This is a genomic window from Halomonas piscis, assembly GCF_031886125.1.
Taxonomy (GTDB): Bacteria; Pseudomonadota; Gammaproteobacteria; order Pseudomonadales; family Halomonadaceae; genus Vreelandella; species Vreelandella piscis.
In genome coordinates, this window is the sequence record NZ_CP119391.1 from 1,110,256 (window position 1) to 1,121,126 (window position 10,871).

10 protein-coding genes and 3 tRNA genes are annotated in these 10,871 nt (G+C 64.2%); 5 read left to right on the top strand and 8 right to left on the bottom strand.

What is annotated here, in order from left to right; translation table 11 throughout:
* Positions 1 to 3 precede the first annotated feature (3 nt).
* Together P1P91_RS05230 and P1P91_RS05235 are read right to left on the bottom strand one after the other, a co-directional pair.
* Positions 4 to 774, bottom strand: coding sequence for an ABC transporter ATP-binding protein (locus tag P1P91_RS05230; RefSeq protein ID WP_311885011.1), 771 nt, complete (start codon positions 772 to 774; stop codon positions 4 to 6).
* Positions 775 to 905: 131 nt separating this feature from the next.
* On the bottom strand, positions 906 to 1,904 hold the full coding sequence (locus P1P91_RS05235; protein WP_311885013.1) for a succinylglutamate desuccinylase: 999 nt from the start codon (positions 1,902 to 1,904) through the stop codon (positions 906 to 908).
* Between the two features lie 229 nt (positions 1,905 to 2,133).
* Here P1P91_RS05235 and P1P91_RS05240 point away from each other — a divergent pair, with 229 nt between their 5' ends.
* Both P1P91_RS05240 and P1P91_RS05245 read left to right on the top strand, forming a co-directional pair.
* Entirely contained in the window at positions 2,134 to 3,597 is a 1,464-nt protein-coding gene (locus tag P1P91_RS05240; protein ID WP_311885014.1) for an alanine/glycine:cation symporter family protein, read from the top strand.
* Positions 3,598 to 3,644: 47 nt separating this feature from the next.
* Complete coding sequence (locus P1P91_RS05245) at positions 3,645 to 3,941, top strand: MGMT family protein (RefSeq protein ID WP_311885015.1); 297 nt, start codon at positions 3,645 to 3,647, stop codon at positions 3,939 to 3,941.
* Between the two features lie 14 nt (positions 3,942 to 3,955).
* Here P1P91_RS05245 and P1P91_RS05250 read toward each other — a convergent pair whose 3' ends face one another.
* A complete protein-coding gene (locus P1P91_RS05250) occupies positions 3,956 to 5,533 on the bottom strand; it encodes a bifunctional GNAT family N-acetyltransferase/carbon-nitrogen hydrolase family protein (protein ID WP_311885017.1) in 1,578 nt (525 codons plus the stop codon).
* Positions 5,534 to 5,680: 147 nt separating this feature from the next.
* Positions 5,681 to 6,022, bottom strand: a complete 342-nt coding sequence (locus P1P91_RS05255) for a hypothetical protein (protein WP_311885019.1) — start codon at positions 6,020 to 6,022, stop codon at positions 5,681 to 5,683.
* 303 nt (positions 6,023 to 6,325) lie between these two features.
* Here P1P91_RS05255 and P1P91_RS05260 point away from each other — a divergent pair, with 303 nt between their 5' ends.
* Positions 6,326 to 8,350: an NADPH-dependent 2,4-dienoyl-CoA reductase gene (locus P1P91_RS05260; RefSeq protein WP_311885021.1), complete on the top strand. Its 2,025-nt coding sequence runs from the start codon at positions 6,326 to 6,328 to the stop codon at positions 8,348 to 8,350.
* Positions 8,351 to 8,384: 34 nt separating this feature from the next.
* Here P1P91_RS05260 and P1P91_RS05265 read toward each other — a convergent pair whose 3' ends face one another.
* Complete coding sequence (locus tag P1P91_RS05265) at positions 8,385 to 8,699, bottom strand: high-potential iron-sulfur protein (RefSeq protein WP_311885024.1); 315 nt, start codon at positions 8,697 to 8,699, stop codon at positions 8,385 to 8,387.
* A 317-nt stretch (positions 8,700 to 9,016) separates the two neighbouring features.
* Between P1P91_RS05265 and P1P91_RS05270 the strand changes: the two genes are divergently transcribed.
* A complete protein-coding gene (locus P1P91_RS05270) occupies positions 9,017 to 9,292 on the top strand; it encodes an Lrp/AsnC family transcriptional regulator (RefSeq protein WP_311885025.1) in 276 nt (91 codons plus the stop codon).
* A 31-nt stretch (positions 9,293 to 9,323) separates the two neighbouring features.
* On the top strand, positions 9,324 to 10,181 hold the full coding sequence (locus P1P91_RS05275) for a DNA/RNA non-specific endonuclease (RefSeq protein ID WP_311885026.1): 858 nt from the start codon (positions 9,324 to 9,326) through the stop codon (positions 10,179 to 10,181).
* Positions 10,182 to 10,316: 135 nt separating this feature from the next.
* Here P1P91_RS05275 and P1P91_RS05280 read toward each other — a convergent pair.
* From P1P91_RS05280 to P1P91_RS05290, 3 genes are all read right to left on the bottom strand, one after another.
* Positions 10,317 to 10,403, bottom strand: a tRNA-Leu gene (locus P1P91_RS05280).
* 42 nt (positions 10,404 to 10,445) lie between these two features.
* Positions 10,446 to 10,532, bottom strand: a tRNA-Leu gene (locus P1P91_RS05285).
* A gap of 65 nt (positions 10,533 to 10,597) precedes the next feature.
* Positions 10,598 to 10,684, bottom strand: a tRNA-Leu gene (locus P1P91_RS05290).
* Positions 10,685 to 10,871 lie beyond the last annotated feature (187 nt).

Consider the following 10,871-nt stretch of genomic DNA (forward strand, 5'->3'; position numbering starts at 1 on the left):
GAATCAGTATTTGGGCGCCAAGAACTGCTTGAGGCGCGGCGATTGCGGAGTGTCGAGCACCTCGGCGGGCCTGCCGGCTTCTTCCACCCGGCCTTCGTGGAGGTACATCACCTGGCTTGCGACGTTGCGGGCGAAGCTCATTTCGTGGGTGACCACCACCATGGTGCGGCCTTCGTCGGCGAGATCGTGCATGACCCTGAGCACGTCACCCACCAGCTCCGGATCCAGCGCCGAGGTGGGCTCGTCGAACAGCATCACTTCAGGATCCATGGCCAGCGCCCGGGCGATGGCGCCGCGCTGCTGCTGGCCCCCGGAGATCTGCGCCGGGTAGGCGTTGGCGCGGTGGCTCAGACCCACGCGCTCGAGCAGCGCCTCGGCGTGTTCGACGGCGTCCCTTTTCGACTTGCCGAGCACGTGGATCGGCGCCTCGATGATGTTCTCGAGCACCGTCATATGCGCCCAGAGGTTGAACCCCTGAAACACCATGGAAAGCTTGGCGCGCATGCGCACCACCTGCTTCCAGTCGGCGGGTTCGCGCCCTCTGGCGGTGTCCTTGAAGCGAACGGTTTCGCCGTGAACGATCAGCTCGCCGGCGTCGGGCTGTTCGAGCAGGTTCATGCAGCGCAGAAAGGTGCTTTTGCCCGAGCCGGAAGCGCCGATCAGGGTAATGACGTCGCCCTTGCGGGCTTCGAGAGAAAGCCCCTTCAAGACGTCCGTATCGCCAAAGCGCTTGGTAATGTTGCGCACTTCAAGGGGCAGAGGAGTGGCGGCCATAGCAGAGGCTCCAGAACAGGGATGGTGGCAGCAACCGTCGCCTATCGATCAGGGAAAAGCGTAGCAGCGCACGAAAAGCAGGCGATTTTAACAGGCCGCTCCGGCCTGGCGCGTCCTGTGTGAAGGCATGTTTATTCGACCTTGGTGTTGGGCGGCGCGGCCGCCGTTGCCAGCAGGGCCGCCCGAGCGCCGATTTCCACCCGGGCGTTGGGAAAGACCACGTGCAGCGGCGTGTGGTCCACTACCGTATCGCCGGTGCGGGCGTCCCGGGCCAGCCGCGTGCCCGGGGCAAAGGCGGTGAAGTTGGGCGTGTCGTCGGCAAAGCATAGGCAAAATTCGTCGCTTTCGCGCCTGACCTCCCGCTCAACGCGGAAAAAGTCCATGGTGTCGGCGGGTGCCCGGGCGGGGATGGCACCGCCGGCCAGCGCTTTGAGCAGGCCAAGCATGGGCCCAAGCGCTGCCAGGTCATTGCCGCCGAAGGGGGCGACTCGGCCAAGCTCCAGGGTAAAGGCCTGCGCGCCGTGGTAGTGGCGGCTGTAGTGGGAAAGGGTCCAGCTGTGACAGTGCTGGTCGAGCACCGCCTGAATGCCGGCGGCGGCAAGCCACTCCCACTGCTCCGGCGCCGTGGGAGTGGAAGAGTACGGCACCACGGCAAAGCGCGGGTAGAGGCTTTCGCGTATGGCGGTGTGCAGATCGTAGTGCAGCGGCGGCAGCGCTGAGTGGCGGGCGTAGAACGCATCGACCCGGGCGATGAGCTCCCGGGCGCGGTCGGGTTCACTGCCGGCGGTGTCCAGGCCGCGCTTGAAGAGCCGGTTGAGATTGGTAGTGATATAGCGCGTGCCGGCGCGCAGGGCCGGAATATTGCCGAGCATCACCAGCAGCGGCGCGCCCAGGCGCAGCGTGCCGGCTTCAATCGCGGCGAGCAGCTCGCCGATGAGCTCTACCGGCGCGGTTTCGTTACCGTGAACGGCGGCGGAAAATACGCAGGCCCGGGCGTTGGTCGCCCGGGTGTCGGGCACCAGCTCCAGCACGCCCGGGGCGTGTAGCCGGTAGCTGGCCGAGGCCAGCGCGCCTGAGTAAACCGGCGGCGCTTTATCGTTCAGCGTCATGTCCAGCCATTGATCGAGCATCACTATTCCCTCGGGCCTGGCGTTTGATTGTTAAATCGCGCTAATTTTTTTACTCAAAACCATATTTATTGCTATTTTGTGCCGGGCGTCAAACAGGGGTAGGCCGCATGGGGGAGCACGGCCCGCGCAGCGCCACGCCTGCGTTTCTGCGCCCGGTATCTGCCATCGCTGCTGTCCGGATGGCGTCATTCAGGCAGACTTCACTACCACACGCAAACGGACACACGTCATGGACAACGCTTTTTTTGCCACTTTTACCGGGCTGGTCGATGCCGGCAACGGCCTTTTATGGGGTAGCGTGCTGATTTATCTGCTGCTGGGTGCCGGCCTTTACTTCACGGTCATGACCCGGGGCATCCAGCTGCGCTATTTCGGCCACATGTTCAGCCTGCTGCGCCGATCCCGAGAGTCGGACGGGGGGATCTCTTCGTTCCAGGCGCTGTCCACCAGTCTGGCGGCGCGAGTGGGTACTGGCAACCTCGCCGGCGTGGCCGTGGCAATTTCCCTCGGCGGCCCCGGGGCAGTGTTCTGGATGTGGATGACAGCAATGGTGGGCATGGCCACCAGTTTCATCGAGTCGACTCTGGCTCAGGCGTTCAAGACAGACCACGGAGACGGAACTTTTCGCGGTGGTCCGGCGCGCTATATCGAGCGCGGTCTGGGACTCCGCTGGCTCGCCGCGGCGTTTTCGGTGTGCCTGATCATCGCCTTTGGTCTGGCGTTTAACAGCGTTCAGGCCAACTCCATTGCCCAGGCCATGGAGCAGGCGTTTGCTGTGCCTACCTGGGCCATCGGCGTGCTGCTGGTTGCAGTAGTTACTCCGATCATCTTCGGCGGGCTCAAGTCCATCGCTCGGGTGGCCGAGCTCATCGTGCCGCTGATGGCGCTTTTGTACCTGATTCTGGCGTTGGCAGTAGTCGCCATGAACGTCACCGAGCTGCCCGGCGCCATTGGCACTATTGTCAAGAGCGCCTTCGGCCTGGAGCAGGCCGCTGGCGGTGCCGTGGCCTACGCCGTGTCTCAGGCGATCATGAACGGTATTCAGCGCGGGCTGTTTTCCAACGAGGCAGGCATGGGGTCGGCGCCCAACGCTGCGGCCACGGCGACCACCAAGCCCGATCATCCTGCTGCCCAGGGGTTTATTCAGATGCTCGGGGTGTTTCTGGATACGCTAGTGATCTGCACCGCCACCGCGGCGATTATCATCATGGCCGGCCCGGAGCTGCTGGCCGGCGACGAGGCCAGCGGCATTCAGCTGACCCAGATGGCGCTTTCCAGTCACGTGGGCCGGTGGGGCGGCATGTTTGTCGCCGTGGCGATCCTGCTGTTTGCCTTCACCTCGGTGATTGCCAACTATTCCTACGGCGAAGTGAACGTTGAGTATCTGGCCGGCCGCCGTGCGCCGGCGGCGGTACTGATCTACCGGCTGGCGGTACTGGCCATGGTCATGGTCGGCTCCGTGGCGAGTCTTGGCCCCATCTGGAACTTCGCCGATTTGTCCATGGGCATGATGGCTATTATCAACCTGATAGCCATTTTGCTGCTGTCGCCGGTGGCTTTCGCTCTTTTCCGCGACTACGAGCGACAGCTCCGGGCCGGGGCAGAGCCGGTTTTCAATCCGGCGCAGTTCCCCAGGCTTGTTGACAGAGTGGATGCGGACGCCTGGCCGGCTCGCGGGGCGAAGCGCGAGTAGAGGATAAAACGCATCAGTCCAAGAGTTCATCAGTGGCGGGAGGTGACATGGCGCGCTCTGAGCTTCTGGAGCAGATCCATACCGTGGTGGCGCAGATACCGCCGGGGCGGGTCACCACCTACGGCCGCGTGGCGAAAATGACCGAAGGGGCGACGGCGCGAATGGTCGGCACCGCCATGCGCAAGCTGCCGGCGGGCAGTGATTTACCCTGGCATCGAGTGGTGGCAGCCACCCGCAAGCCGGCCGACCACGGCGGCGCCGATCGCCAGCGCGACAGGCTCATGGACGAAGGCGTCGTGTTCGATGCGGCCGGGCGTATCCCGGCGCATCTGCTGTGGCCCTGAGCTGTCCGCGGCGGCTAGTCGCCGTCGTGTTCCAGATTGGCGCCGGATTTCCATGACCAGTCCCGCCAGCGCAGGTCGAACAGGTCCTGGCGGCGGTCCTTGAGGTTGGTCACCGAGCCCTCGGCACGCACCACGGTGAGCCGGGTGAGGTCGAGATCGGAAAAGAAGATCATTTCGGTATTGGGCGTGGTTTCCGCCAGCACCGCGTCGTGGGGGAAGGCAAAGTCCGAGGGCGAAAATACCGCCGACTGGGCGTACTGGATATCGAGATTCTCGATGGACGGCAGGTTGCCTACGCTGCCGCACAGCACCACGTAGCACTCGTTCTCGATAGCTCGGGCCTGGGCGCAGTGGCGCACTCGCAGGTAGCCGTTCTTGGTGTCGGTCCAGAAAGGCACAAACAGGATATCCATGTCCTGGTCGGCCAGCAGGCGCGACAGCTCCGGGAACTCCACGTCGTAGCAGATCAGAATACCCACCCGGCCGGCGTCGGTGTCGAATACCCGGAGGTCATCACCGCCCTCGACCATCCAGTCGCGGCGCTCCTGGGGCGTAATGTGCAGCTTGGCCTGGCGCTCGACGCTGCCGTCGCGGTGGAACAGATAGGCAATGTTGTAAAGCCGGTCGTCGTCGCCGACCTCGACCATGGATCCGCCGATAATATTGATGTTGTAGGCCACTGCCATGCGCGAAAGTTCTGTCTTGAAAGGCTCGGTGAAGCCGGCCAGAAAGCGAATGGCGCCGATGGGGTCCTGCTGGGCGGCGCGATCCTGAAGCCCGATCAGCGGGGCGTTAAAAAGCTCCGGAAAGACGGCAAAGTCGCTCTGGTAGTCCGACAGCGCATCGACGAAGTACTCGATCTGCTGCAGCGCGGCCTCCACGGAGGAAAACTCGCGCATCTGCCACTGTACCGCGCCCACGCGCACCTGGGTGGGGCGGGTGTTGAGCACGCGCTCGGCGGGCTCAAAGAGAATGTTGTTCCATTCGAGCAGGGTGGCGTAGCCCCGGGACTGGGCGTCTTCGGGCAGATACTTGCGCAGCAGCCGCTTGACCTGGAAGTCGTTGGCCAGCTGGAAGGACAGAATCGGGTCGTAGAACTCCTTGCGCGCGACTTTTTCGATGTACTCGCTCGGGGCCAGCGCGTCGGCGTGCTCGTGATACCGGGGAATACGACCGCCGGCCAGAATGGCGCGCAGGTTCATCGAGCGGCACAGCTCCTTGCGCGCTTCATAAAGCCGTCGCCCCAGGCGGTAGCCGCGGTAGTCCGGGTGGATCAGCACGTCCAGCCCGTACATGGCGTCGCCGTCGGCGTTGTTGAGGACAATCTCGCGCTGGTCGATCAGGTCGTCGTAGCGGTGGGGGTTGGAAAACGCGGCGTAGTCCACCTGGACGGTCAGCGCCACGCCGACGATCACGCCGTCGTTTTCAATCGCGATCTGCCCGTCGGGGAAGGCCTGGATCAGCGTGTCGACGGTGCGCTTGGGCCAGGCGCCGCCGAGGCTGTGGTACACGGCGTCCATCAGGGTCTTCAGCTGCGGATAGTCCGCAGGCGCCAGGTTGCGCAGGTTCAGATGCAGGTCTTCAAGCGACATGGCCAGGTCCCGGGAGTCATAAAGGCGCTGAATATAGTAGCACGCGCGTCGAGCGGGACGCAGTCACAGGACGATACAAAAAAACCCGGCTGAAAGCCGGGTTTCGTTCAGGCGATGCAAAGGCGCACCAACGGTAGGGGCGAGGCGTTATTCGTCCAAGGGGACGTTGTCGGAGTTGACGCCGTGGTCCTCGTCCAGGCCGTCATTTTCCGGCAGTTCACCGTTGGGCGACGGCGTGTCGCTGGGGTCGCTTGCGCTGTTGGTGCTGTCCGCGGGGTTGACAGTTGGCTCGTTGGGATCCACCTGGCCCTGGCCCTGCGTCCTGTTCTGCACGTCTTCCGGGTTGTTGGCGGAGTCCGTGGCCTGGTCCGGGTGTACGGCGTTTTGGGGATCGTTGCCGGGCTCGGCGGCGAGCGCCATGCCGGACGCCAGGCTAAAGGCACTGGCAACGGCAACTGTCTTGAGACCATACTTGAGTGACGTTTTCATGGACACCTCTTGTCGTGCGGTTGTTAAGACACTGGTGCTGTAGCGCCGACCCTGCTTGAGGGACGGGCTTGCGTCCACTTACCCTATCAACATAGGCCTTACAAAAAATATTTCAAGTATAGATATTGCAAAAAATAAGGCTTTGCTTTTTTACCCGGCGTCAATCTCGGGCCCACCGTATCTCGTTGAGACCCCGGGTGAAAGCTTTCGTTCACGCCGGTTATCCGCAGCGTTCCTGGACCAGGTGTACGTTTGCCCGTCGATGTCATACGCTTGTTTGAATATGGCCGCAAGGAGAGTCTGATGACGACCTATCCCGGGCTTTTCCAGCCGCTTCGGCTGGGCCCGCTCGAGCTTGAAAACCGCGTGCTGATGGGCTCCATGCATACCAACCTGGAAGAGGCGCCGAACGGCTTTGCACGCCTGGCGGCGTTCTACGCCGAACGCGCTCGGGCCGGCGTTTCGCTGCTGGTCACCGGCGGCATGGCGCCGAATGCGGAAGGTGCCGTGTTTCAGGGTGCGCACGCCTTGACCGGCGACGATCAGCTGGCGGATCACCGCCGGGTGGTGGATGCCGTGCACGCCGAGGGCAGCCATATCTGCCTGCAGATTCTGCACGCCGGACGCTATGCCTATTCGCCGGACGCGGTCGCACCGTCGGCCATCCAGGCGCCGATCAGCCCCTTTGCGCCCCGGGCGCTTGCGGATGATGAAGTCGAGCAGCAGATACAAGACTACGTGCGCTGTGCCGAGCTGGCGCAGCGGGCCGGCTACGACGGCGTCGAGGTCATGGGCTCCGAGGGTTATCTGATCAACCAGTTCCTCTGCCGGCGCACCAATCGACGTACCGACGCCTGGGGCGGAAGCTTTGCCAACCGCATCCGCTTTGCCGTGGAGATCGTGCGCCGCATCCGGGAAGCGACCGGCGACGGCTTCGCGCTGATCTTTCGCCTGTCCATGCTCGACCTGGTGGAGGACGGCAGTACCTGGGAGGAGGTCGTGGCCCTGGGGCGCGCCGTTGAAGCCGCCGGCGCCGATGCGATCAATACCGGTATCGGCTGGCACGAGGCCCGGGTGCCGACCATTGTCACCAGCGTCCCCCGGGCGGCGTTTGCCCGGGTCACCCGGCGCATGCGAGCGGAGCTTGCCATTCCGCTGATTGCCACCAATCGTATCAACATGCCCGACGTCGCCGAGCGCATCGTTGCCGAGGGCCAGGCGGACATGGTCTCCATGGCGCGGCCGTTTCTGGCCGATGCCGAGTGGATTGCCAAGGCCAGAGCCGGCAAGGCGGAAGAAATCAACACCTGCATCGCCTGCAACCAGGCCTGCCTGGACCACGCTTTCGCCGGCAAGCTGACTTCCTGTCTGGTCAATCCGCGCGCCTGCCACGAAACCGAGCTTGTCGTCGAGCCGACGCCGGCGGCGAAAACCGTTGCCGTCGTGGGCGGCGGGCCCGGGGGGCTGGCTGCCGCGGTAACCGCGGCCAGCCGGGGGCACCGAGTGGTGCTGTTTGAGCAGCAGAGCGCGCTTGGCGGCCAGTTCAACTACGCGCGGCAGATTCCCGGCAAGGAGGAGTTCAGCGAAACGCTGCGCTATTACCGCGTCATGCTGGAAAAATACGCCGTGGACGTGCGCCTGAACGCCGCCGCTAACGTCGAAACCCTGGGGGAGTTTGACGAAGTGATACTGGCCACCGGAGTGCGCCCGAGGGAGATTGCGCTGCCGGGCCTGGCGGAAGCCAGAAAAAGAGGTCAAATGCTGACCTACGCGGAGGCCATCGAGCACCCGGAGCGAGTCGGGCAGCGAGTGGCGATCATCGGCGCCGGCGGCATCGGGTTTGACGTCGCCGAGCGGCTGGTCAGTCAGGCGGCGACCGCGCTGGACGTTGACGCCTGGTGCCGCCAGTGGGGGGTGGACCTGAGCGTCGGGGAGCCCGGCGGTTTGCAGGCGCCCAGGCCGCCGCGGGTGCCGCGCCGGGTAACGCTGCTGCAGCGTAAAACCAGCAAGCCGGGCAAAGAGCTCGGGGCAACCACCGGCTGGGTGCACCGGGCGTCGCTCAGAAAGCACGGCGTGACCATGCTCGCCGGGTGCGAGTATCTGAGGGTGGACGTCGCGGGACTGCACATCCGGCGCGACGGCCGGTCAGAGGTATTGGCGGCGGATACCGTTGTGGTATGCGCCGGCCAGGAGCCGGTTCGCGAGCTGTTGGCGCCGCTCGAGCGTCGGGGCAGCCGGGTTCATCTGATTGGCGGCGCCGACCGGGCCGTTGAGCTCGACGCCAAGCGGGCCATCGAGCAGGGCACGCGTCTGGCGGCCGCGCTGTAAGCCGAACCGCGGTGACGGTGGACGCCTGCGGGACTCAGCCGGCCTCGGTCCAGGACTGGCACCAGCCGCCGGAGGCCACGCTGTGCTGGGGAAACAGCTGGCAGCCCTGGGTGTCAGCGGTATAGAACATGCAGTTGGCACACGTCTGGCCCGGCTCGTAGGCCGGATGATCGCTGGCGTCGCTGGCCTTTTCCACGTAGTTGAGCGCCCGGGCGTTGCTGCTGGACGGATCCAGCCGCGGCAGGGACTGTGCCAGCGCTGTGCGCGGCAGAACGCCGGCGCCCAGCGGCAGAGCGGCAAGCCCCAATGCGCCTTGGCGCATGAAACGACGACGGTTTTGATCGGCCATGGTGTCTCCTTGACGGTGTCGTTGGGTAGATAGCGGCCGTGACAGGTTCTGACGACGGTTTCTCATGCTAGCGGAACCGCGCACCGGGTGCGAGCACTCGCAGCGACATCGCCGCCAGATATTGAGCTCCCGGCTTGAGCCGCCAGCAGGGCTGCGAGGGGCGCCATGAATTCACCCCTGGACGCATCAGCTGCGATAGCCCCAGCCGGCGGCTGCGCGGCTCAGCGCCGTGCTGATATACTCGCTGCTATCGCCACTAGGCGTTCGACAGGCCATTTGACACAGCGCTGCGCCAGAGGCGTGCGCGAGAGGAAGCTATGCAAAACGCAGTCATCCTGATCAACACCGAGAAAGGCCAGGTCAAGCCCGTCGCCGAGCGGCTGGCGGAAGTGGAGGGCATCAGCGAGGTGTACTCCACCTGCGGCCGCTACGACCTGGTTGCCATTGCCCGCACCCGGGACTTCGAGAGCCTGGCCGAGCTGGTCACCGAGCGGCTGAACGCCGTGGAAGGCATCAGCGATACGGAAACGCTCAACGCCATGCAGGTGCATTCCCGCCACGACCTGGAAAGCATGTTTTCCCTGGGCTGGTAGCCGGCCCGCCTGTGCTGACAAGGAGCCCGACGTGGCCAAGCCGTTACGCTTTCGACGACACGGACGTCGCCTGGGGATCACGCTGTTATTCGTGGCGGTGATCACGGGGCTCTGGCAGTACCAGGAGCGCCAGTATCGCGACGACTATACCTGGATGGGCGTGCCCACCTGGGACGAGCTGACGCCGACCAGCGTCCACCGCGTGCTGCGTAACGACGGCTATCTGGCGGGCTGGTCCGACGTGCGCGCCGGCGCGCTCTGGGTGAGCTATCAGGTCGAGGCCGTGGACGATAGCCGGATCGGCTCGCGGCCGGGTTTCCGGGCCGACTGGCGCGCGCTCTGGCCGATCACCCCGGCAAGCTACTCGGGCAGCGGCTACGATCGCGGCCATCTGGCCCCCAACTACGCCATTGCCGCGGTGCACGGCCGCGATGCCCAGGTCGATACCTTCCTGATGAGCAACATGCTGCCCCAGACCCCGGAGCTCAACCGCCAGCTCTGGCAGCGCCTGGAAGAGGCGGTCATGGATCACTTCGCGCCGCGTTTCGAGCGGCTGCAGATAGTGGCAGGACCGGTTTATCCGCCCGATTTCATGAGTAACGTGCTCAACCGCGTGGGGCTGGTGGAAGTGCCCGCCGCCTTTTACAAGATTATCGTGGCGCCGAACGGCGGCGACCCCAGAGCGCTGGCGTTTATCATGCCCCAGGACGTGCGGGGCAGCGAACCGCTGGATGAATACCTGGTAAGCATTGACGAGGTAGAGGCAAAAACCGGGCTGGATTTTTTTCCTGAGTTGCCAAAGAGCACGGAAAAGCGTCTGGAAGGGCAGAAAAGCACGGACGGCTGGGCGTTGGACGCGGTGGCGCGCAAGCCCGGGCGTTTTCAATAAGGCAGCAAAAAGGCAGCGCCTGGGGCAGGCGATAAGCGTCTGTGCGGTAAAAAGCGTGAGCGGGAGAAAGCCTGAACAAGAGGGATGATCAGGGAAGACAGATATAGCCTGATGCGCGGGCCGCTATCTTGGCCATGGTGCCCGGGAGAGGACTTGAACCTCCACATCCGCGAGGATACCAGCACCTGAAGCTGGCGCGTCTACCCATTCCGCCACCCGGGCGCATCGTTGACTTGGAATACCTGCTTTGCGGCCGTATTCGCGTGGTGCCCAGGAGAGGACTTGAACCTCCACATCCGCGAGGATACCAGCACCTGAAGCTGGCGCGTCTACCCATTCCGCCACCTGGGCGAATACAACCTTGTGCACCAATGCATGAGCGGCAGCGTAATGAATCATGCTGTCCGTCGATGAATTGGTGCCCGGGAGAGGACTTGAACCTCCACGTCCATACGGACACTAGCACCTGAAGCTAGCGCGTCTACCAATTCCGCCACCCGGGCAAGTGGCGCGTATGATACCGCTGTGATGACAAAACGCAAGCCTTTTTTATCTAGGACAGGCTATCAAGGGCAAGCTGTCGGGCGCACGGCGGCCCGCCGCTATGCGTGTCGAGCATGCCGATCAAAACGAAGCCGCCAGGCGCCGGCCGAGCGGCGAGAGCATTTGGCGGTTGGGTGATGGCGCAGG

Excerpts from the sequence above, each read along its gene's own strand:
- P1P91_RS05240 (WP_311885014.1), top strand. The coding sequence starts at position 2,134 with ATGGACAACGCTTTTTTTGCCACTTTTACCGGGCTGGTCGATGCCGGC.
- P1P91_RS05270 (WP_311885025.1), top strand. The coding sequence starts at position 9,017 with ATGCAAAACGCAGTCATCCTGATCAACACCGAGAAAGGCCAGGTCAAG.
- P1P91_RS05245 (WP_311885015.1), top strand. The coding sequence starts at position 3,645 with ATGGCGCGCTCTGAGCTTCTGGAGCAGATCCATACCGTGGTGGCGCAG.
- P1P91_RS05230 (WP_311885011.1), bottom strand. The coding sequence starts at position 774 with ATGGCCGCCACTCCTCTGCCCCTTGAAGTGCGCAACATTACCAAGCGC.
- P1P91_RS05260 (WP_311885021.1), top strand. The coding sequence starts at position 6,326 with ATGACGACCTATCCCGGGCTTTTCCAGCCGCTTCGGCTGGGCCCGCTC.
- P1P91_RS05265 (WP_311885024.1), bottom strand. The coding sequence starts at position 8,699 with ATGGCCGATCAAAACCGTCGTCGTTTCATGCGCCAAGGCGCATTGGGG.
- P1P91_RS05235 (WP_311885013.1), bottom strand. The coding sequence starts at position 1,904 with ATGCTCGATCAATGGCTGGACATGACGCTGAACGATAAAGCGCCGCCG.
- P1P91_RS05250 (WP_311885017.1), bottom strand. The coding sequence starts at position 5,533 with ATGTCGCTTGAAGACCTGCATCTGAACCTGCGCAACCTGGCGCCTGCG.
- P1P91_RS05255 (WP_311885019.1), bottom strand. The coding sequence starts at position 6,022 with ATGAAAACGTCACTCAAGTATGGTCTCAAGACAGTTGCCGTTGCCAGT.